Consider the following 21,621-nt stretch of genomic DNA (forward strand, 5'->3'; position numbering starts at 1 on the left):
GCCGACGGGCGACTCTCGGGCGACGGACGGTCCTCAGCGGGTGGACGGCTCTCGGTCGGCAGCCGACGAGTGCCCCACGGCATCCAGCGCGCTGTCCAGCTCGCGACGGTCGATCTCGATGTCAAGGGTCGTGGTGACCCGCGAGACCAGGAAGTAGACACCGACCAGGCCGATGATCTCCACGAGTTGCCGGTCCCCACGGTGGTCCCGTACGCGCTTCAGCAGGGCGTCGTCCGCCCTGGCGTCGGCGGCCACCTCCGCGACCAGAGCCAGCAGATCCCGCTGAGGCCGGTCGAAACACGGGGCGTCGAGGTCGTAGGCGTGGAGCGCCTTGAGCTGATCGGTGGAGATGCCGAACTGGGCGGCGAGCTGTTCGTGCTGTGCCCAGACGTAGTCCGAACCGAAGCACCGGGCACCGGCGAGTATCGTCAATTCCCTGTCGAAGTCACTCAGTTCGCCTTCGGTGAGCTGGCTGAGGCCGATGTTCGCCACGGCCGTGAGCAAGCCCGGACTGTGCCCCAGCATCCGGAAGACGTTGAGCAGCGTCGCGTCCTGCGGGCTGCCGTAGAGGGGTGTCGGCATACGGAAGTCGGGGGCGAACTCCGGGTAGGGGATGCGGGCCACGGTGATTCCTTTCCGGGGTACGTACGAGGGCCGCCGGGGCCGGGGCCGGGGTTGAGGTTGCGGTTGAGGCGCCCGGCCCGTGGCGCAGGCCCGTGAGGCGGGCCCGTGACGCAGATCCGTGCGCAGGTCCCCGTGGCGCAGGGCCGGGCGCCTCAGCCCTGGCCCCGGGCGGCCTGGGAGTTGACCAGCCGGAGCGTGCCGGCGAGCAGTCCGCCCACGGCCGCGGTCTCGGTCAGGAAGCCGTCGTGCCCCTGCCGGGAACGGATGACCTCAAGGCCGCGGCAGCCGGGCAGCTTCTCGGCCAGCTCACGCTGCAGCCGGAGTGGGTAGAGCCGGTCGCTGTCGATCCCCGCGACGACCGTCGGCACCGGACAGCCGGCCAGCGCGGCGTGCACCCCGCCACGGCCGCGGCCCACGTCGTGGCCGTTGAGCGCGTGGGTGAGCGTCACGTAACTCGCCGGATCGAACCGGTCGACCAGCTTGCGTGCCTGGTGACGCAGATAGCTCTCGGCCGCGTATGTCGGGTGGCCGGGGTGTTGCGGGGCATTGCCGAAGCGCTCGTCCAGCTCGATCTCGGTGCGGTACGTCAGGTGCGCGATCCGGCGGGCCAGGGCGAGACCGGCGGCCGGACGGCGGCCGGTGCCGTGGTAGTTCCCGCCCTGCCAGTCGGGGTCGCCGGTGATCGCCTCGATCTGTGTGCTCTGCGTGCCGATCTGGTCGGCGGTCGCCCGCGCCCCCACGGCCAGTACCAGCGCCGCGCCGACCCGTTCCGGATACCCGATCGCCCACTCCAGCGCCCGCGCGCCGCCCATCGACCCGCCGACCACCGCGGCGAACCGCGTGATGCCGAGCGCGTCGGCCAGCGCCGCCTCGGCGGCGACCTGGTCGCGTACGGACACGTCGGGGAACCGCCCTCCCCACACCCCGCCGTCGGGGTGCGGGGAGGCGGGACCGGTGCTGCCCCGGCAGCCGCCGAGCACATTGGCCGCCAGTACGCACCAGCGGCCGGTGTCCACCGCCCGGCGCTCGCCGATCAGCCCGTCCCACCAGCCGGGGGTGGGCCGGTCGGGCCCGGCCGGCCCGACCACATGCGCGTCGCCGGTCAGGGCGTGCAGCACCAGCACCACGTTGTCCCGGGCCGCCGAGGGGCGGCCCCAGCACTGCACCGCCAGCCGCACCTCGGGCAGCACCGCGCCGGACTCCAGTGCCAGCGGGCCCACCTCGATGTGGCACGGCCGGCCGTCGGGCGGCGGGAAGTCGACGCGCGGCGCGGACGGCACCAGGCCGACGGTCACTGTTCCACCGCGTCGAACCCGGCGCGCAGGTCCGCCAGGATGTCCTCGATCGACTCCAGTCCCACGGACAGCCGCACGGTTGCGGGCGTGACACCCGCGGTGAGCTGTTCCGCCTCGCTCAGCTGGCCGTGGCTGGTGGTCGCGGGGTGCAGCACGAGCGAGCGCACGTCGCCGATGTTCGCCACATGGCTGTGCAGCGTCAGGGCGTCGATGAACGTGGTGGCGGCCTTCTCGCCGCCCGCGAGTTCGAAGGCGACCACGGCGCCCGCACCGCGCGGGCTGAGCGCGAGCGCGCGGTCGTACCAGGGCGAGGTGGGCAGGCCCGCGTACGCCACCGAGGCCACCTCGGGCCGTCGGGTGAGGAATTCGGCGACCGCGGCGGCGTTCTGCACGTGCCGCTCCACCCGCAGGCTCAGGGTCTCGATGCCCTGTCCCAACAGGAAGGCGCTGAAAGGGGAGATGGCGGCGCCGAGGTCCCGCAACAGTGAGACACGTGCCTTTACGGCGTAGGCGGGCGGGCCCAGCTCGGCGTAGACGAGACCGTGGTAACTGGGGTCCGGGGTGGTGAAGTTGCCGAACCGTCCGGAGGCCCAGTCGAAGGTTCCGCCGTCGACCAGCACGCCGGCGATCGTGGTTCCGTGTCCACCGAGGTACTTCGTCGCCGAGTGCACCACGATGTCGGCACCGTGCCGCAGTGGCTGGATGAGGTACGGCGTGGCCACGGTGTTGTCGATGAGCAGCGGGATGCCGTGCTCATGGGCCACCGAAGCGACCCCCTCGATGTCGAAGACGTCATTGCGCGGGTTGGAGATGCTCTCTCCGAAGAACGCCTTGGTGTTCGGCCGGACCGCGGCCCGCCACTGCTCCAGGTCGTCCGGGTCCTCGATGAAGGTCACGGCGACGCCGAAACGGCCCAGGGTGTGCCGGAACAGGGTGTAGCTGCCGCCGTAGAGCCGCGGGCTGGTCACGACGTGGTCGCCGGAGGTGGCCAGGTTCAGCACGGCGGAGGCCACCGCGGCCTGCCCGGAGGCGAGCAACAAGGCCGCCACGCCACCCTCCAGTGCCGCGATCCGCTGCTCGATCGCGTCCTGGGTGGGATTCATGATGCGGGAGTAGACGTTGCCGGTCTCCTCCAACGAGAACAGCGCCTTGGCGTGCGCGGTGCTGTCGAAGGTGTAGGAGGTCGTCTGGTAGATCGGCAGGGCCCTGGCGTTGCTGGTCGAATCCGGCGTGTGACCGGCGTGGATCTGCTTGGTCTCGAAGCTCCACGCCTCTGTGGGGTCAGGAGCGGTGATCGCGTTCTCGGTGGTGACGCCGGCGTCGGTAAGGGACACGGCTTTCCTCTCGTATGGAAAACGGATCGATCCGGGTTCTGGGAAAGGGAGGGGAATGGGGGGAATGGCGGACGGCACGTTTCAGCGCTGTCCGGGGATTGATGCTAACGAGGCGTCCTGCGGTGTGAAAGGTTCGATGTGTGTGAGGCGAACACCCTTGACGCGCACAAAGGAACGGGTCTTGTCCGTTGATTCATCACACCGTTGACCCAGTATTCACAAAGGAAGCATGCGAAAGCACCGGAAGTCCGGTCGGAGGCATCCCGGTCAACGCTGAAAGCATCATGAGGAAACAGGCGCGGGAACTGCCCGGAGTACAGGGGTGTCCGGCATCGGCAGGAGACATCCGGCGCCACGCATGGGTACGAGACATCCGTGCGCCACGCATGGGTACGAGACATCCGTGCGTCCGGCATCAGTACGGAGACACCCGGGCACCAGACATCGGCACCGGGTATCCAGGCATCGGGCATCGATACGGGGTGTACGGGGTGTACGGCGTCCGGGCCGCCCCGGCGTGCGCCCGTAAACGAGAATTCCCGGGCCGTGCGTCGCGGAGTGACAGCGACAGCGGACCCGGGAATCTTTCCTGCGTGTGCCTGCGTGTGCCTGCGTGCGCCTGCGTGTGGCCGCGACGGATGCGGCGGAGGGCGCGGGCCGTGAACGCACCGAGACGCCTTCGGACACCTCGTGGGGGCGGGAAGTATCGGACGGTTCGGCTCAGACGATCTGACGTCTGCGCTGTTCCATCTGCTCGGCCATCTCCAGCCACCGCTCCGCGCAGCGGCGTACCAGCTCGGCGACCGGAGCGGCACAGTGCGCCGGCACCTTGTCGAGCAGTCTGACCTGTTCTTCCGTGCCCGCTGCCTGGCGGTGCAGCCATCGCAGCAGCAGACGGCCGGTTTCGGTGAAGCGGAGCGCCGGGTCCTTGCTGAGGCTGTGCAGGAGTGCGTCGAGGTCCTCCTGGCCGCCCGTGGCCTTTCCTCGCGATGGCCGGGCGACCGGGGCGGGTGATGTCCGCTGGCTCGGCGGGACGGGATCTTCGTCGCGATCGAGCCGTCGGCGTACGTCGAGCACCGTCGCGGGGGAAAGCCCGACCACAGCGGCGATCCGGCGCAGCGAGGTGTTCGGGTCGCTGGCCATCAACTCGCCGGCGAGGCGTCTGCCTTCGGCGCTGTTGACCGGACGGACCCGGCCGTCCTGCCCGACACGGGTGTTCAAGCGTGGTCGCTCACCGGTTGAACGCCGTCGCAGTGCGGCCACCGTGCGCGCCGACAACCCCGTCAGCGCCGCGATGGACCGGTCCGACCGCTCGGGGTGCGAGTTCATGATCCGGTCCGCAGCGACCATCCGCTCCATCTTGGACAGCGGCAGGCCGTGTGTGGTGTTCGCCTCGACCGACAGCACATAGGCGTCCTGGGCGCTGCCGGCGAAGAAACGCACCGCGATGACCTCGTCACCGCGCAGTTCGGCGGCCCGTAGCCGGTGAACTCCGTCGATCACTCGCATCGTCGCCCGGTGCACGACGATCGGCGGCAGATCGGCGGCGGATTCGGCGATGACCCGGCAGTGCTCGACGTCGGCGCCACCGAGCCGGGGAGAATCGCCCGTCGACAGTGCCGCGATCGGCACCTTCACGGCAGGCGTCAGATCGGCGGTGACCGGGCGGCCGGGGCCTCCGGCCCACGAGCCGGCCGAGTCCGATGTGGCCTCGTGGTCCGTCCTGGCTGACAATTGCTCCTCCAGGGCTCATTCGTTTCACGAAGGGCACCCGTGCCATTGTCGCCCGGGATGCGCCACCCGAGTGGAACATACACATCACGAGTGCAATCCTGTCAACATCATAAAGGTGTCCGGAAAGAGGGGGCCCGGGGATACCGACAGTGACCGCGAACTGGTCTGCTTTCCCTCTCGGGGGTTGTGGACAAGTTTGATACTGTCCAGGTCCGAACCAGTGCTTTACTCGCCCTTAACGGTAGCCGCGAGCGAAGTCGGCGCCCCTTTGCATGTGTGGATCGGACGGGGTGTCAACCGCCCCCGCGGATTCTGTGACGTGAATCACGTCGATGTCATGCGGGTATGTCAGACATAAAGGGTGTGGCGTGATGACGCCTCGCCCTGAGGTGCCTCGCGTGCACCGTGATGGATATCGGACCGGATGTCACCGGGAAAGATCGAGTTCACCATATCCACGAAAAAATTCCATTTACCTGTGGGGAGAAGGGCGTTTCCTTCATGAGGGCGTAACACCGCCTTGACGTCTCCGCTCCCGACGGGCGTTGGCGCCCTCCCGGCCTTCCCCCGTCGCACCCGCCGTGCACGGCCCACGTGAGGCGCGGCTGTCGGCTTTTGACTGTCGACCGATCGGTGTCGCCGGAGCCGGGAGGCTCGACGGTCGTGGTGGGGTGCGCGGGCGTGGCTTCGCGGTCGGAAGGGGCGCGGGTGCAAGTGGAACGCGCCCGCGCCTTCAACGCGCCCCCGACGCCTCGAACGCTCCCGTAGACAAGCGCCTCGACTGGAGCAGAGACTCGAAAAGTCGAACTGAGGAACGCTTTTGCTCGCCGGACCACTCCGGTCCTGGCGAGCGCCGGCCCCGCCCCAGGGGTGCCGTGCAGGACGACAGAGCCGTTCGCGTCATGCCTTTCGTGGTGGGTGCACGTCACTCATCTCGGTCGGGGAGTCGTGAACGGACACGCGAGGGAAACGTTCCGAGGCGGAATGCTCTTTCTCTACTCGACGCGGAACCCTCTTTCCGGAGATGCGACAGTCCTTCGCTCCCGATCCCGTCACCGGCTTGGCGTACTCGGAGGCAGACCGACAGGATTCGTCGCACTTCCGCCGGACGCAACGAGATGACTGGTGATGACAGCGGAGGATCGGAACGAAGCACATCAAGGGCACTGCGAAACGAGGTACGAGCAGGGCCTGAGGGTGGCGAACCAGCTGGCCGGCCGCGACGCCATACAGGACTTCCTCGATGATCTGGCGCCCATCAGCGGGAGCACGGCACGCCTGGTCATCGAGACGGTCTTCGGGACGCTGCACCAGCAGCCGGGCCTGGACCACCGTGAACGGGAGCTGGTGACCCTGGCGGCCCTCGCCGTTCTGGGCGACACCGAGAAGGAACTGAAGCTCCATCTGACCATCGCACACAGGCTGGGCATCGCTCCCTCCTCCGTCGTCGCGGTGTTCGCCCACATCAGCGCGTACGCCGGTTTTCCCAGAACGTTGAACGCCCTCGCCGTCGCCAAGTCCTTCTACGCCGGGCAGGGGCTGCTCCCGGTCGACTCCGACGGACAGCAGTAGTGCGACGTCCACTGCCCCCTCACGAAAAGGTGTCTTCATGACTTCACACGTGGCGGTGTTGTTCCCGGGCCAAGGTGCCTACTTGCCCGGGGTGCTCGCTGATCGCGCCCGGCACTTCCCCAGGGCGGCCGAGGCGCTTGAGACGATCGACGCGGTGGCCGCCGAGCACGGCTTCGAGCCCGTGACACCGCTGGTGCTGGAGCGGGACGCGGCCCCGTTGGACGACCTCCTCACCAAGAACAGCGACCAACTGGACCTGGCGATCTACGCCGTCAACGCGGTCGGCTTCGAAATGCTGGCCGGGCTCGGGCTGCGGGCCGACGTCCTGGTCGGCCACAGCTTCGGCGAGTTCGCCGCCCTGTCGGCCGCGGGCGCGGTCTCGGTCGCCGACGTCACCCGCATGGCGTGCGCTCGCACGGAAGCCTTCCACCGGGCCGACCCGGCCGAGGGAGGACTCGTCGCACTGGACGTCCCCGCTCGCCGTGCGGAACATCTCGTGGGCCTGCTCGACGACCCCGAACTCCGCCTGGCGATAGACAACGGGCCGGGACAGACGGTCGTCTCCGGCCCGCTGGAGTCACTGCGGGTGGCGCAGGAGGTGGCGACCGGACTGGGCTTCAGAGCCACCCGGCTGCGGGCCCGGTACGCCTTCCACAATCCCGCTCTGCACCTCGCCGCGGACATCTTCCGCGAGGCCACCGCGGAGATCCCGCTGGACGAACCCCGCGTACCGGTGTTCTCCCCGGTTCTGGGCCGACACGTGCGAACCGTCGCGGACGTCCGGGAGGTGATCGTACGGAACATGGTGGCCCCGGTGCGCTTCTACGACGCGTTGCTCTCCTTGTTCCGGGCGGGCACCACGACGTTCATCGAGGCCGGCGCCCGTCAAGCGCTCACCGGCATCGTCAGGTCCTCGTTGCCCTCGTCCGCGCGCGCACTTCCCCTGCTGCCCAGCCGAGGCGGCATGGAGAGCATCACCGCCTCCTTCGACGAAGCGGGATTCACGGTCAGCTGGAGCCCACCCCCCGCCGGGCCCGGCCCCGCTGAGGAGCCCGTCACGCACGAACCACGGACGGAACCGCCCGAACAGGACGCGCTGCCCGGCCGCGCCGAGGTACTGACCGAGCTGGCGGGCCTGTACGCCGAGGACCTGGGCTTCCCGGTGGAGATGCTGACCCCTGACATGGACCTGGAGGCCGACCTCGGCGTCGACTCCGCCAAACAGCTCGCACTGTTCCAACGGGTGCGGAAACAGTACGGGCTGGCCGAACCGCCCGCCGAGCGAAGGGTCCGCGCGACCACGCTGGACAGGATCGCCGATCTGGTGGAGGAGCAGCGCCGATGACCGTGCCGGGCGAGGCCGACGACCTGGTCGCCGTGGTGGGAATGGGAGTCGCGGTGCCCGGTGCCTCCAGCCCCGGTGAGCTGTGGCGGACGCTCAACGGCGGGCGTGACGTGTTCAGCGAACCGGGGGACCGTTTCGAGCTGAGCCGGTTCTGGTCCGAGGACCGGCAGGAGCCGGACCGGACCTACGCACGCAGGGCCGGTTACCTGCACACCTTCCGGCCCCATCCCGCTCTGGCGGAGGCGGAACAAGGCGTCGGCCCCGGACGCGACCAGGCGGCCCGCTGGCTCCGGCACACGGTTCTGCAAGCGCGCTCGGGCGTCCGGATCGACCCCGGCTACCGCTGCGGGGCGTACGTCGGTGCGTGGCCGGGAGGCAGCCAGAGCCTCGTCGAGTCGGTGCTGGTGGACATCCTCGCCCGGTCGGCGCCGGACGACGTCCAGGCCGCGAGGGTCCGGGCGGCCCTGCTCGAACACTACCGGCACGCGGTGCCCCTCGACCGGGCCGCCACCCCCGACGCCGTGGTGCGCCGGGCCTTCGCGGGGCTGCCGGAGCGGGTGACCGAGTCCTTCGTGGTCGACACCGCGTGCGCCTCCTCGCTCTACGCCGTGGACCTGGGCAGCAAGGCCCTGCTCGCGGGGGAGTGCGAGATCGCCTACTGCGGTGGTGTCAACGTCGTGGACCCGACCATGGCGGTGATGTTCGCCAAACTGAGCGGGCTCTCCCCTCGCGGCCGTGTCCGGGCCTTCACCGGAGCGTCGGACGGGACACTGTTCAGCGACGGCGCCGGGCTCGTGGCGCTGAAGACGCTGCGGAGGGCGCGGCAGGACGGGGACACCGTCCTCGGTGTGCTCCTCGGCTTCGGCGGGGCCGCGGACGGCCGCGGCAAGTCCATCTCGGCCCCCAACCCCGACGGTCAGCGACGCGCGGTGCGGCGGGCCCGGTCGGTCAACGCCGTCGCAGCGGAACAGGTCGACTGGGTCGTCGCGCACGGGACCGGCACACCGGCCGGCGACGGCGTCGAGTCACAGGTCCTCGCGGCGCTCGATCCCGGTTCCGCGCAGTGGTGCAGCAGCAACAAACCCGTTTTCGGCCATACGGGCTGGAGCGCCGGAGTCCTCTCCCTGATGCACGCGCTGCTGGCCCTGCGCAACGGCTGGATACCCGGACAGCTCGGAGCGCGGGAGCCGGAGAGCCGGATGAGCGACGCGCCGGTCCGGGTCCCGGCCGAGGCGGTGAGCTTTCCACCCAGGCCGGACGGGCACCGCACCGTCGGCGTCTCGGCCTTCGGCTTCGGCGGGACCAACGGGCACCTGCTCGTGGCCGACCGCGCCGACGGTACGGACCCGCGCTCCGGTCCGCCGGTCCGGCCCGACTCGGAGGAACTGGTACTGGTCGCCTGGTCGGCCCACCTGCCCGGCGAACCGTCCACGGCGTCGGTACGCGACTGGCTGCGCGGGACGGCGGCCGCACCACACCACGCGTTCCCCCGGCCCTACCCCGCGCCTTCGCCCGCCGAGGTCCGCATGCCGGGGCGCACGATTCCCGTGGTCGACCCCTGCCAGTTGATGGCGCTCCAGGTCGCGGCGCGTTTCGCCGCGGAGCACGGGGAGCTGTGGGCTGACGTGCGGGAGACGACCGGGGTGATCGCCGCGCACACGGGGATGCCACGCGGACTCGTCGGAACCGCGATGCGCTGCTACGCCCGCGACGCGGCCTGGCTGCTCGACCGGAACGGGGACGACCCGGCCTTCTCCCACGTATCGAAGCACCTGGAGAGGGTCCGCGAGGGGTTCCCCGCGACGACCGAGGATTCGCAGGCGGGCGTGCTGCCGAACGTCATCGCCTCCCGCATCGCGGCCCGGTACGACCTGCACGGTCCGAGCATGGCCGTCGACGCGGGAAGGGACGGCACACTCACGGCTCTTCGGGTGGCCCACCGGTACCTCAGGACGGGTGAACTCGACCTGGCGCTGGTCGTCGCTGTCAACGGCAACGGAGCCGCCGGGAACGCCGTTCTGTCGGGGCTCGGCCCCGCGCCCCTCGGTGAGGGCGCCTTCCTCCTGGCCGTGACGAGGAGCGACACCGCCGAGGAGCGTGAACTGCCGGTCCTCGCCCGGCTGTCCTTCGGCACCGCCCCGCGGGAGCGGTCAGCGGCGGCCCCGGAGCGCAGCTACCTGGCGGCCGACCACGCCCTCGCGCTGCTGCGTGCCGTCGAACGCGCCGCCCTGCCCGTCCGGTTGCCCGCCGAGCACCACGACACGGCCCTGCTGGCCGGGCCCGCCGACAAGGCGCCTCCGGGGCGGACGGCCGACGGGTCGGCGAGTCTGACACGCCGCTACCGCAAGGAGCTCGTGACCAGGGCCGCGCCCCGTACGAGTGAGACCGGCACCCGGACGTCACCGTCGTTGCCCCGGCGAGGCGTCGTGCTGCTGGCGTCCCCTGACGACGGCGTCACGATCCGCGACGACCTTCACGACAGCGACTCACTCGTCCTGCACCTGCCGGACGACGAAGGCGGGCCCATGTCCGCGACGGCGGCGGACAGGATGCTCACCGCGGTCGATTCCGCCGCCCCGCACCTGACGGTGGTGGGAGACCTCGCCGCCCTCTCCGTACCCCGGGCCCTGGCCCTCCACGACGCGGTCTTCCTCATCGCCCAGCGGCTCTGGCCCCGTTGGCAGCCGGACAGCTCACTGGCCGTCCTGCTGGGCGGGGCCCCGGGCAACCGGACGCCTCACCCGGTCGCCGCCCTCTTCGACGGATTCGTCAAGAGCCTGCGATGGGAACGTCCGGGCACGATCGCCCTCACGCTCACGACCGACGAGGCCGTCACCACCGATCTGCTCGCCCGCGTGGCGCGCGAACGCACCGCCCGCCCGCTCCCGCCCCCCGCCGTCTCCTACCTCCAGGGAAGGCGCTGGACCGAAGCCCTGCACCCGGCGCCGCTCACGGCCCCCGTCCTGCCCTCGGACCTGCCACTGAGCGACGAATCCGTCGGCCTGATCACGGGCGGGGCGGGCGACATCGTCCAAGCCCTGCTCGAAGCCCTGGCCGGGCACGCCCGGCCCACCCTCTGGCTCCTGGGCCGCACCGCCGAGGGCCCCGTACCCCCGGAACTCGAAGACCTCCCGGAGGACCGGCTCGCGGGAGCCCGCGCCGGCCTGATCCGCCGCCTCCGCGGGAGCCACCCCGAACTCACCCCGAAATCCCTGGTGGACCGCGCGGACACCCTGCTGAAGCGGCGTCGGCTGCACCTCACACTGGCGGCGCTCAAGGCCCGGTTCGGTGACGGGCGGGTGCACTACCTCGCATGCGACATACGCGACGAGGACGCGGTACGGGAGGCCGTCGGCCAGGTGCTGCGCGCCGACACCCGGGTCGACTTCGTCATCCACGCCGCGGGCCAGGTGGCCTCGACCCTCCTGGAGAAGAAGCGGCTCGACACGTTTCGCGCGGTACGCGACACCAAGGTGCTCGGCCATCTCCACCTCAGGGCGGCGCTGGGTCCGCGGCGGCCGTCCCTGTGGTGCAACGTCGGCTCCTACTCGGGAGCCGCGGGCGCGCCCGGGGACACGGACTACGCCTCCGGCAACGCCTACCTGGAGGCCACCGCCGAGACGGCCACGGGTACGAGAGAGATCACCGTCGGCTTCACGATGTGGCGCCAGACCGGCATGGGGTCCGACGCCCTGTACCAGGAACACGTGTCGCGTCAGGAGCAGTTCACCCCCATCTCGACAGCTGAGGGCACAGCGCAGTTCCTCGGCGAACTCGCGGCCGCGGCGCGGGTGGGGGGCGCGTCGGTCTATCTGGGGCGGACGGAGCGGGACCGGCTGCGCCGCCAGGTGCCCGGCCTGGTCCACGCCGAGCCGACCGCACGGCCCGCGGACCGGCTGTGGCCGTCGTGGCGTACATCGCCGAACTCCCCGGACCACAGCGCGGAATGGGTCTGGCCGGTGGTCGCGGAGGAAGAACGCCACCTGCGCGACCACCTGGTCAGCGGCAAACCGACGATACCCGCGACGTTCATCCTGGACCTCGCGGCGCAGGCGGCGCAGGCGCTGGTCCCGGGAACGTTCACCACCGGATTCCGCGACGCACACTTCGACACCTTCATCCGTCCGTTCAGCCGGAGCAGGCCCGCCCCCCTGCGGATCAGGGCACGGTTGTCACCGCGGCGGTCCGGCGACGACGAGCCCCGCACAGCCGTGACGGTGAGCGTCCACTCCGACACCCTGGGCCCGGACGGCCGGTTGCGGCCGGGGAACCTCCACCACTTCCGGACCGAGGTGCTGTTGTCCGGCGACGCCCCCTCGGACCCTCCCCCGTGGAGCCCTCCGCACGCGGCCTCCCCCCGGCCCGCCCAGGACCCGTACGCCGCGCCGGGGGCAACCGTGTCGCTGCGCGGCCCCTTCCGCAACCTCTCGCACTGCACCGTCGACGGCGGCTTCGCACAGGGAAGTTGGACCCCCGACCTCGCGGGGTACCCCGGACTGCGCACCATGACGACACCGGCACTGCTGATGTGCGCCGCCCTGCGGACATCCGCTCTGCGCTGCGCCGACGAAGACAGCCACCCCCTGTTCGTGCCGCGCTCGATATCGCGTGTCGACCTGCACACCCACGGCGCCAACGACCATGACCTGCTGCTTCGTCATGGACACGGGCTCGTGGTGTCGGTCGGTCCGAGCGGCGTCCACCGGGCGGTCACCCCCACCGGCCGCCTCCTGCTGGAGATGTCCGGCGTCGAACTGGTGGAGATGCCGGCATGAGCGGCACGGCCCGAGCCGGACACGTCCCCGCCCCGGGGACGCCGGACGCCGCGAAGGGGCCCCGCCGGGACGCGCGGGACCGGGAGAGGGAGAGCGCCATGGAAGGTACGTACTGCGTCGTCACCGGCGCGACCTCAGGCATCGGCAAGGAGTCCGCCCGGGGCCTCGTCGCGGCGGGGGCGCGTCTGGTGTTCATCTGCCGCGACCGGGCGCGGGGCGAGGCGACCCTGGCCGAGCTGAACCGGGAGAGGCCGGCCGCGGACGTACGGATGATCGTGGCGGACCTCTCCGCCCTGGGGGACGTCCGCCGGGCGGCCGAAGAGGTGCACGACCTGCTGCCTCGCCTGGACGTTCTGGTCAACAACGCCGGTACGCACGACCTGCGCCCCAGGACCAGTGCCGAGGGATTCGACAGGATGATCGCCACCAACCACCTGGGTCCCTTCCTCCTCACCAACCTCCTCGTGGACCTGCTGGAGCGGGGAGCCCCCTCGCGGATCGTGATGGTCGCCTCCGAATCGCACCGGAGCGTCCTGCGCATCGATCCCCGTACCTTCGCCGAACCCGGCTCGTACGGTCCGCTCGGTTCCCTCGCCGTCTACGCCCGCTCCAAGCTGCTCAACGTGCTCGTCACCCAGGAGATCGCACGCAGATGGACCTCGCGCGGGATCACCGCCAACGCCTTCTGCCCCGGCCTGGTGTCCACCGGACTCGCCAGGAACATCCCGATGGGCTCGGTCCTGTTCTCGCTGGCGGAACGGACCCCGCTCGTCCGTAACGCTCGTCAGGGCGCCGAGCAGGCCCTGCGGCTCGCGGGCGACCCGCGGTTCACCGGCCGGAGCGGGGGCTTCTACTCCACCACGCCCGGAGCCGTCCTCCTGCCGCCCGCCCTCCACCGTTTCCGCCCCGGCCTCCAGTGCGCCGTGTGGGAGCGGTCCGAGGAACTGGTCGGTCTCTCATGACACACCCGGCCCAGGAACACGGCACGAGCGGCACCACCCCACGAGGAGCGACCATGCACGGATGGACGATCGGAGGGTGGTCCGCACCCGGCCCGATGAACGGTACGGACACGTTCTTCTGGCGCATCGGGGCGACACCCCTGACCCGGCCGCACGTCACCTGGCTCTGGTTCCTCGACGCGGAACCGGACTGGAACACCTTCCTCGACGGCTGCCGGTGGATCGTCGGAAGACTGCCCCGGCTCACCCACCGGGTGGTCGACACAACCGTACGCGCCGGAACCCCGGCCTGGGCACCGGACCCGCACTTCCGCCTCACCCGGCACGTCCACCGGATGCGCCTGCCCGACCCGGGGGGTCTGCGCGACCTCCTCGACCTCGTCGAGTGGCGCAACAGCACGGACTTCGACCCCTTGCACCCGCCCTGGGAAGCCACGCTGGTCGAGGGCCACGGCGAGGACCGGGCCGCGATTCTCCTCAAGTGGCACCACAGCATCGGTGACGCGGTCACCATCGTCTCGGTCATGAACAGACTGCTTCCCGACGCCGCGCCGGCCGGCCTCCCCGACGGCCCGCGGCGCCCCGACGAACGCGTCGACCGGCGAACGGCCCCCGTCGGGCGCCCGCCCCTGACCTCGGCGGCCCACGGCGTCGCCGCCGGCACGAGAGCGGTTCTCCGGGAGACCGTCCGATGGCTGACAACGCCGAACGCCGCCGGGGCCCGAGCCCGGATCGCGGGCCGGGCCGCCGCGCAGTTGCTCCGGCCCGTCGCGCCGTCACCGCTCCTTCGCGGGCGCAGCTCCGCGAGCCGCTACGGCATGGTCAGCGTTCCCCTGACGGATCTGAAGGCCGCGGGCAGGGGCGCGGACGTGTCGGTGACATCGGCCTACATCTCGGCGGTACTGGGCGCGTTCCACCGCTACCACGAGTACCACGGGGTGCACCACGGAAGTGTGCCGACCCTGGTGCCGGTGAACATACGCCAACCCTTCGAGACAGGTGCGGGCAACATCATCGCCTCGGTGCGCATCGCCGGACCGGTCGGCGACATGTCGGCGCCTGCCCGCATGGCGGCCGTGCACCGCGCGATCACCGACGCTCGTAACGTGCTTCTCCGGGAGGTCTGCACCACTCTGGCCGACCTCGGCTCATGGGTCCCGGGAATGGTCCACCGGTGGGCCGTCCCGCCTGTGCTGCGCAGCGGGGTCGACCTCGTGGTCACCAGCGTTCCCGGGTTCTCCCGCCCCACCTACGCCGCGGGCGCGCACGTGACGAACGCGGTGGCCTGGGCCCCCAGAGGTGGGGCCGCGGCCAACGTGACGATGGCCTCGCACGACGGCACGTGCGCCATCGGGACCAATCTCGACCCCGCCGCCGTCACGGACACGGGTCTCTTCCACCACTGCCTGGAACAGAGCCTCCACGAAATGATCACCGGCTGATCCGCCCGCCCCCCGGCGCAAGGCATCCGCGCCGCGGCGCGGCCCGGAGCCCCGGAACAACCCCTCGGACCGACGAGCTGACAGGAGGCCGCGACAGTGGGATTCCCCCTCGAACAGGAACTGCGCGCCGAGAGGCGCCGTCTGATCGTCACACTGGATCAGTTGTCGGACGAGGCATTCGACTCCGGGCGCACGTTGTGCTCCGAGTGGTCCCCACGGGACATCCTCGGGCATCTCCTGTCCGTGGACGGTTTCGCGGCGACCTACCTTCCCTACGGACCGTTCCTCCAGAGCGCCAACAGGAGACAGGTCGAGCGGGCCCGCCGGTCGCCGCGGAGCCGCCTGATGGCGAGGGCCCGAATCTGGGCGGCACAGCCGTCCCTGACCAGCCGGGTCGGCGCCGTGGTCACCCTGGGGGACCTCGCGATCCACCATCAGGACATCGTGCGCGGCCTCGGACTGAGCAGGGACCTCCCGGCCTCCGTACCCACGTTCATCCTCTGGGACGGAGCGCTGCTGAGCCTGAGGACGAACGTGAGGGTCCTCAGGTACCGGGTGGTCCCGACGGACGGCTACCCCCCGATCGGAACTCGTTCAGGGTGCGTGCCCGAGGTCCGCGGCACCAGAGAGGCTCTGGGGCTGTGGCTCGCCGGACGGGATTCGGTGTCGGACGAGCTGGTCTTCAACTGACCCGTGCCGGAGGGCCTTGTCCCCGCCCCAGAAGCCCCGAGCGGCGAGAGCGCCGGTCGGGCACCCGTCCCGCACAGTCCGAGTTCGAGGAGGAACACCGTGATCGACTTCGAGCCGACCAAGCGGCGAGTCCTGGTGAGAGGCGTCTCCACCCTCTTCTACGAGGTCGGAGAGGGCCCGGTGGTCCTGCTGGTGCCCGGTATCGCCTCCGACACCCAAGGCTGGTTCCCGGTCATGCGTGAACTCGCCCTGACGCACCGGGTCATCTCACTGTCGTTGCCAGGGCTGGACGGTACGAGCCCGCAGCGGGACGTCCGCCCCCACGCGATGGCGACGTTCGTCGCCGACTTCCTCGACGTCCTGGAGGTGGGTTCCGTCATCGCGGTGGGTCACTCCTACGGCGGCCTCGTGATGGCCGAACTGGCCCTGCGGTACCCACATCTCGTCAGCAGGCTGACGCTGATCGACGCCTGTGGCCTCGGCCGGGCGGTCCACCCCGTGGCCATCGCGCTGGCCCTGCTGCCGACGCGCGCGGCCGACCTGGCCTCCGCCTTCGTCTCGCTCCCCGGCGGGGCCGCCGCGTTCACCGTTTCGAGCAACCTGCTCCTGCGCCAGCCGTGGCGCATTCCCACGAGGACGTGGGCGGCCCAGTTCCGGCTGGCCCGGTCACGACAGACACTGCGCACGTCGCTGAAGGTGTTCAGGGAGTGCGGCGGCATCACCGGCCAGCGCGAGAGCGTCATCGTGATCGACCGCCTCGACGAGATCGACGTGCCGACCCTGGTGGTCTGGGGGTGTTCCGACCAGCTCTTCCCCGTGTGGCAGGGACGGGCGGCGGCACGCCGTCTGCCGAGAGGCCGCTTCGCCGCCCTGGCGGGGGCCGGGCACGTCTCGTACCTCGACAGCCACGAGGAGTTCATGGATGCGCTCGGGCCCTTCGTCCGCGACGACCTGGAACTCATACCGCCGAACGGCGACAGGAACACCGACGGGGGAGGACGTCCATGAACGACGACACCCTGGACGACGGGACGCAGGCTCACGACGCACCTGACGTACGTGACGTGCCGCACGCACCGGACGTGCCGGACGGACCGGACACACCGGCGACCCGGACGTACGGACCGCCCGGCGCGTCGGGCCCCGGCCGGGTCGGCGCGTCCGTACTCACCGGCGGCGCGGAGGCCGACCGCGAGGAACGGCACAGGGTCGTCATCATCGGTTCGGGCGTGGGCGGGAGCATCGCGGCTTTCCGGCTGGCCGAGGCCGGAGTGGACAACGTGGTCCTCGAACGAGGCCGGCGCTGGCCCGTCACACCCGCCGGGAACACCTTTCCCGCGTTTCCCCGCCCCGACAGCCGACTGGTGTGGCTGGACGACGATTCCACCCCCCTGCCGCCGGCCCGCACACCTCTGCTGTCCCTGCTGCGCCACGCACTCTCGGCCGCGTTGCCCCGTTCGACCGGACTGCTGGACGTGATGACCCAGGACGGCGTCGTGGTCCTCAGCGGCGTCGGAGTCGGCGGGGGGACGCTGGTCTACGGGGGTGTGCTCGCCCAGCCCCGCCCCGGACCCTTCCGGCGGTTGTTCCCCACCGAACTGGACTACGACGAACTCGACCGCGTCTACTATCCCCGGGCACGCGAGCGCCTGGTGGCCGCACCGTTCCCCGACGACCTGCTCGCCCGGGAGCCGTATCGTTCGAACCGCCTGTGGAGTGTCGCGGCGAAGAGGTCCGGGCTCCCGGCCGAGACCATCGTGAGCAACTTCGACTTCGACATCGTCCGAGGCGAACTCGACGGCACCGAGAAGGCGTCCGCGGTGATCGGCCAGTACCACTTCACCGGCTGCAACAGCGGCGCGAAGATGAGCGTGGACCGCACCTACCTGGCGCGGGCCGAAGCGACCGGCAGGACGAAGGTGCGGGCGCTCCACCGGGTGACCCATGTGTCGCAGGACCCCGGGGGCCGCTATCGCGTGCTCGCCGAACGCCTGGACCAGCAGGGGACCACCGTCGAGCGACTGGTGTTCGTGTGCGACAAACTGATCCTCGCGGCGGGGGCCCACACACCGCGCATCCTGCTGACCGCGCGCGAGACCGGTGCCCTGCCACGGCTGCACGAATCCATCGGCAAGGGATGGGGAACCAACGGAGACCATCTGACCCTGGTCCGTACGGCTCCGATACCGCTCGGCCCACCACAGGGCGGCCCCCCGGCGGTTCTCGTACGCAACCTCGACGGCACCGCCGGTGTGATGCACTCACCCATGCCCTTCCCCGTGGGCCCAGGACTCCTCGTCTGTCTCGGGATGGGTATCTCCGACCGTTTCGGGCAATGGACGCTTGCAGCCGACGGCAAGGCCGGACTGCACTGGAAGGCCGAGTACGACGCGAGTTCCCGGCACGCGGTCGACAGCCTTGTGCGCCACGTCGCACGTCATATGCCGGGCGGCGGCGTGGTGTCGGCCGACCGGCAGACCCATCCCGTCGCCGCGCACCCCGTCGGCGGTGTCGTACTGGGCAAGAGCACCGACGCCTACGGCAGACTGCGCGGCTACCGCGGCCTGTACTGCCTCGACGGCGCGCTCATGCCCGGCTCCACGGCCGCCGTCAATCCGGCGCTGACCATCGCGGCGGTGGTCGAACGGTGCCTCGACCACATCGTCACAGACTTCAACGCGCCCTGAGACAGCCCGGATCGCCTGCCCTGTGGAGTCCGTCATTTCCACGGCCTCGAAGGCCCCGTCGAAGAGACGGAACGGGCCGCTTCGGCACGGACGTCCGGAGACCGCGTGCCCGCTCAACTCTGAAATCGCCACCTGAGCCACCGGATTGCACCACGCCCGAGTGGTGGCCGGATGTGATCCTGTGGCCGCGGGTCGCGACGGCATCCGGTGGGACGGATCAAGGCGCAGGGAAAAAGGGCCTGTTGGCGCCGCCGGAGACTCCGTTTCGCCGATGAGTACAGGTGCGGGCCTGTTTTCAGATTGGTCTGTACCAAACCTGACCAAGGTCTTGTCAGGACCGGCGCGCCTGGGCAAGATTCTTTACGCATTCGCCGGTCTTTCGTCGTCTCGCCCCTTCCGATGGTGTTCCGTCACATCTGTGAGAGGAGCATTCTCGGCCACCGCGGGTACCCGTCCGCCGAAGCCGGAACGATGCCGCACCACTGCTCCGCATGCACCACCGAGCCGTCGGAAGACGGCTCGGACCGAGTTCCCTCGTCACCGGACCAAGGAGAATCCATGCGCAGAAAAAGACGTGCGATCGGTGCTGCCGCCCTCGCGGCGGCCGCGGCCGGAACGATGCTGGCCGTAGCCGCTCCCGCCCAGGCAGCGCCCGGCAACTGCACCATCTCCACCTCGAACCCCGTCTCCAGCCTCTGCACCACCGGGACCGGTTACCACCGGATACACATGGTGCTGAACGCCCTCGACCCGAGGCTTCCGCAGAGGATCATCCTGGGTGACTGGGCCCCGGTCGGCCAGAAGTCCGTCGCCTCCAACCCGTGGGGCTCGCAGTACATCGTCAACGTCTGGGTCGACCGCACCGACTGATGACGACGACGGCTGCTCCGCCGCACCCGCGGCGAGCAAGCCCCGCGTAGGGCCCGCGGGGGGCCGCACCCGCGCGGTCCCGGCCCGCAGAGCATGCCGGGACAACGGTTCTTCCGCCACGTGTACGGGTGTCCGGCAGGCCCTGACGCGTGAGACACGCCGCCTTTCGCCTCGGGTCCTGAGTCGCTGAAGCTCAAGATCCGCGAGACCGGGAGGCGGCGTGTCCGCGATCGCTCGACGAACGCCGGGCTCCGCGCCGTCGGGCCGCTTCCCGGCGTCGGTCAGGCGGATTCGAGGACCGGGCGGACCTCGACGGTCTCCGGGGTGGGGAGGCTCTTGGCCAGTTCGAGGGCTTCCGCCCGGTCGGCCACCTCGACGATGAACCAGCCGCCGAGGGTCTCATCGCCGGTGTGCGCGGGCCCGTCGGTCACCGTTGACGTCCCGTCTGCCGCAGTGCGCACGGTCGCGGGAGCGGTGTGCTCGGTCTCCAGAGCGTCGCCACCGACCAGTTTCCCGGCCGTGGCGAGGCCACCGATCCAGCCCTCGTACTCCTTCGTGCTCCTTGCGGTACGCGGCCCGGTCGGCCTGGAACCGGCGGCGCGACTCGTCCGTCTCGAAGATCACGAGTGCGTATTTCGTGGGACTTCCTCTCCGGCCGCCGTACGGGCGACCACTGCTGACGGCGTGGGTGGCGGGTGGCTTGTTCAGGTGGGGCTGTCCGGCGGGGCGATGCGGGCGAGTGAGCCGATCTCCAGCGCGGTCCACAGGGCGCCGTCGGGACCGACGGTGATGCCGTGCGGTTCGGAGTGGGGGGTGGGCAGGTCGTGGACGGTGATGGAGCCGTCGGGGGTGACCCTGCCGACGCGGTTGCCGCCCCATTCGGTGAACCATGCGCTGCCCCGCCCGTCGACGGTGACGCCGTGCGGCCGGGCTGTGCGATCCGGCAGCGGAAACTCGGTGATCCGCCCGTCGGGAGTGATCCGGCCGATCTGACCGGCGGCGATCTCGACGAACCGGACCGCTCCGTCCTGGCCTGCGGCGATCCCGACCGGCGCCGCCGCCTCGGTGGGCAGGGGGTGGAGAGTGACCGCACTGTCCATGCCGATCCGCCCGATGGCGTTGGCCTGGTTCAGGGTGAACCACATGCCGCCGTCGCTGCCGGCGGTGATCGCCGAGGGGAACGCGCCGGTGACGGGCAGCGGAAACCGGGTGAGGTGACCGTCGACGGTGATGCGGCCGACGCGGTCGGCGGCGGTCTCGGTGAACCACAGCGCACCGTCGGGGCCCGCCGCGATCCCGAACGGACCGCAACCGGAGCCGGGCACCTCGAACTCGTCGATCACGCCGTCGGTGGTGATGCGCCCGATGCGGTCCGCCCGGTATTCGGTGAACCACAGTGCGCCGTCGGGGCCCGGTGTGATGACGGTCGGCCCGCTGCCGGGAGCGAGTCGGTGGCTCGTCGGCTCCTCGCCGGGGACGAGGCGGCCGATCCGGCCGCTGTGGACGAGGGTGAACCACAGGGCGCCGTCCGGTCCCGTGGTGAGGGCGTAGGGTCCGGCCGCGTGGTCGGCCACCGTGTGCTCTTCGACGGATGTCGGCGTCGCGTGGTTCAAAGGGACTTCCCCCGTCCGTGCTTGGTGGCGATGCGTTCGATGTCGGCCGGGGTTCCGGCCATGATGGTGCGGGCGTGTTCGGTGACCAGGTCGGCGGGCCAGTCCCACCAGGCGGCGCGCCGCAGCAGCTCGACATCGGCGTCGTCGAAGCGCTGCCCGATCGGCCTGGCCGGATTGCCGCCGACGACAGTGCAGGGCGGGACGTCGGCGGTGACCACGGCGCCGGCCGCGATGACGGCGCCGTCGCCGATCCGTACACCCGGCATGACGGTCGCCCGATACCCGAACCGGACGTCGTTGCCGACGACCGTGTCGCCGCGGCTCGGCATGCCGGTGACGATGTCCAGCGTCCGCTCGGCCCACCGGCCGCCGAACATGGTGAACGGGTACGTCGGCACCCCCATCGTCGGATGCTCGGCGCCGGCCATCAGGAACGTGGTTCCCGAGGCGATCGCGCAGTACTCGCCGATGACGAGACGCTCCGGCCCGTAGGCGTGGAGGACGTTGCGGTCCTCGAAGTCCGCGGCGCCGTCCGGGTCGTCGTAGTACGTGTACTCGCCCACGGCTATGTTCGGTGAGGTGACCAGCGGACTGAGGAACACCACGCGCTCACGGGCGGGCAGCGGGTGCGCGGTGGTCGGGGGCCCACCCCGCAAACGCAAGTCTCTGCTGCGTTAA

The 21,621-nt window shown here is 70.8% G+C and carries 16 protein-coding genes; 9 read left to right on the top strand and 7 right to left on the bottom strand.

The features are described from left to right. Positions 1-33 precede the first annotated feature (33 nt). From PZB75_RS25525 to PZB75_RS25540, 4 genes are all read right to left on the bottom strand, one after another. Positions 34-624, bottom strand: a complete 591-nt coding sequence (locus PZB75_RS25525; protein WP_275537634.1) for a hypothetical protein — start codon at positions 622-624, stop codon at positions 34-36. A gap of 152 nt (positions 625-776) precedes the next feature. Continuing rightward, entirely contained in the window at positions 777-1,919 is a 1,143-nt protein-coding gene (locus tag PZB75_RS25530) for a homoserine O-acetyltransferase (RefSeq protein WP_275537635.1), read from the bottom strand. Further along, on the bottom strand, positions 1,916-3,214 hold the full coding sequence (locus PZB75_RS25535; protein ID WP_275538861.1) for a bifunctional o-acetylhomoserine/o-acetylserine sulfhydrylase: 1,299 nt from the start codon (positions 3,212-3,214) through the stop codon (positions 1,916-1,918). The genes PZB75_RS25530 and PZB75_RS25535 overlap by 4 nt, the downstream gene beginning before the upstream one ends. Before the next feature lie 759 nt (positions 3,215-3,973). Next, positions 3,974-4,987, bottom strand: a complete 1,014-nt coding sequence (locus PZB75_RS25540; RefSeq protein ID WP_275537636.1) for a ParB/RepB/Spo0J family partition protein — start codon at positions 4,985-4,987, stop codon at positions 3,974-3,976. Positions 4,988-6,184: 1,197 nt separating this feature from the next. Here PZB75_RS25540 and PZB75_RS25545 point away from each other — a divergent pair. The 9 genes from PZB75_RS25545 (at position 6,185) to PZB75_RS25585 (ending at position 19,330) form a co-directional block, all read left to right on the top strand. Then, on the top strand, positions 6,185-6,559 hold the full coding sequence (locus PZB75_RS25545) for a carboxymuconolactone decarboxylase family protein (protein ID WP_275537637.1): 375 nt from the start codon (positions 6,185-6,187) through the stop codon (positions 6,557-6,559). A 37-nt stretch (positions 6,560-6,596) separates the two neighbouring features. Then, positions 6,597-7,904: an acyltransferase domain-containing protein gene (locus PZB75_RS25550; RefSeq protein ID WP_275537638.1), complete on the top strand. Its 1,308-nt coding sequence runs from the start codon at positions 6,597-6,599 to the stop codon at positions 7,902-7,904. Then, the gene (locus tag PZB75_RS25555; RefSeq protein ID WP_275537639.1) at positions 7,901-12,679 is read left to right on the top strand and encodes an SDR family NAD(P)-dependent oxidoreductase; all 4,779 of its coding nucleotides are present in this window, start codon (positions 7,901-7,903) and stop codon (positions 12,677-12,679) included. Before PZB75_RS25550 ends, PZB75_RS25555 begins: the two co-directional genes overlap by 4 nt. Then, entirely contained in the window at positions 12,676-13,641 is a 966-nt protein-coding gene (locus tag PZB75_RS25560; RefSeq protein ID WP_275537640.1) for an SDR family NAD(P)-dependent oxidoreductase, read from the top strand. The genes PZB75_RS25555 and PZB75_RS25560 overlap by 4 nt, the downstream gene beginning before the upstream one ends. 53 nt (positions 13,642-13,694) lie before the next feature. Further along, complete coding sequence (locus tag PZB75_RS25565) at positions 13,695-15,083, top strand: wax ester/triacylglycerol synthase domain-containing protein (protein ID WP_275537641.1); 1,389 nt, start codon at positions 13,695-13,697, stop codon at positions 15,081-15,083. A 96-nt stretch (positions 15,084-15,179) separates the two neighbouring features. Then, complete coding sequence (locus tag PZB75_RS25570) at positions 15,180-15,773, top strand: maleylpyruvate isomerase family mycothiol-dependent enzyme (RefSeq protein WP_275537642.1); 594 nt, start codon at positions 15,180-15,182, stop codon at positions 15,771-15,773. A gap of 99 nt (positions 15,774-15,872) precedes the next feature. Then, positions 15,873-16,781 (top strand): alpha/beta fold hydrolase, encoded by a 909-nt coding sequence (locus PZB75_RS25575; protein ID WP_275537643.1) that lies wholly within the window; start codon positions 15,873-15,875, stop codon positions 16,779-16,781. Continuing rightward, a complete protein-coding gene (locus tag PZB75_RS25580) occupies positions 16,778-18,460 on the top strand; it encodes a GMC oxidoreductase (protein WP_275537644.1) in 1,683 nt (560 codons plus the stop codon). The genes PZB75_RS25575 and PZB75_RS25580 overlap by 4 nt, the downstream gene beginning before the upstream one ends. A gap of 558 nt (positions 18,461-19,018) precedes the next feature. Further along, positions 19,019-19,330, top strand: coding sequence for a hypothetical protein (locus PZB75_RS25585; RefSeq protein ID WP_275537645.1), 312 nt, complete (start codon positions 19,019-19,021; stop codon positions 19,328-19,330). 281 nt (positions 19,331-19,611) lie between these two features. Here the strand turns inward: PZB75_RS25585 and PZB75_RS25590 are convergent, their stop codons facing one another. The 3 genes from PZB75_RS25590 to PZB75_RS25600 all read right to left on the bottom strand — a co-directional run bounded on the left by PZB75_RS25590 (position 19,612) and on the right by PZB75_RS25600 (position 21,599). Further along, the gene (locus PZB75_RS25590; RefSeq protein ID WP_343286283.1) at positions 19,612-19,866 is read right to left on the bottom strand and encodes a YciI family protein; all 255 of its coding nucleotides are present in this window, start codon (positions 19,864-19,866) and stop codon (positions 19,612-19,614) included. Positions 19,867-20,034: 168 nt separating this feature from the next. After that, a complete protein-coding gene (locus PZB75_RS25595; protein ID WP_275537646.1) occupies positions 20,035-20,943 on the bottom strand; it encodes a virginiamycin B lyase in 909 nt (302 codons plus the stop codon). Further along, positions 20,940-21,599, bottom strand: coding sequence for a CatB-related O-acetyltransferase (locus tag PZB75_RS25600; RefSeq protein WP_275537647.1), 660 nt, complete (start codon positions 21,597-21,599; stop codon positions 20,940-20,942). The genes PZB75_RS25595 and PZB75_RS25600 overlap by 4 nt, the downstream gene beginning before the upstream one ends. Positions 21,600-21,621 lie beyond the last annotated feature (22 nt).

It is taken from the genome of Streptomyces sp. AM 4-1-1, from assembly GCF_029167625.1.
GTDB lineage: Bacteria > Actinomycetota > Actinomycetes > Streptomycetales > Streptomycetaceae > Streptomyces.